Origin of the sequence: Novosphingobium mangrovisedimenti (genome assembly GCF_025153475.1) — a bacterium.
In the GTDB taxonomy this organism is placed as follows: Bacteria; Pseudomonadota; Alphaproteobacteria; order Sphingomonadales; family Sphingomonadaceae; genus Novosphingobium; species Novosphingobium mangrovi_A.
This window is the reverse complement of record NZ_JANZXA010000076.1, coordinates 1-314: the sequence shown is the minus strand read 5'-3', so window position 1 is coordinate 314 and position 314 is coordinate 1. Positions and strand designations below refer to the sequence as shown.

Here is a 314-nt window from a genome sequence, read left to right as displayed (position 1 = left end):
GCCGGTCAAAACTTCGGCCCCTTCCTCGGTTGCGAGGCGCAGGTAGCTTTCTACCTTGTCGAACTGCATCTTCGACGCCTGGGCGCCAAGCTGGGTTGCCATATCGAGGGGATCGCCCTGGCGGACGCCTTCAAGTGCGGTTTTGAACTTGGCCAGGAACTCGTCCTGGATCGACTGGTGCAGGAACAGGCGCGAACCGGCCAGACAGACCTCACCCTTGTTGAGCACGGTCGACATGGTAGCGCTTTCCACCGCCGCGTCGATATCGGCATCGCCGCACACGATGTGCGCCGACTTGCCGCCCAACTCGAGCG

The 314-nt window shown here is 62.4% G+C and carries 1 protein-coding gene; it reads right to left on the bottom strand.

Annotation, left to right across the window (positions count from 1 at the left end):
- Positions 1-314, bottom strand: a 314-nt coding sequence (locus NZK81_RS21535) for an aldehyde dehydrogenase family protein (RefSeq protein ID WP_260048001.1), incomplete at both ends; no start/stop codon positions are given.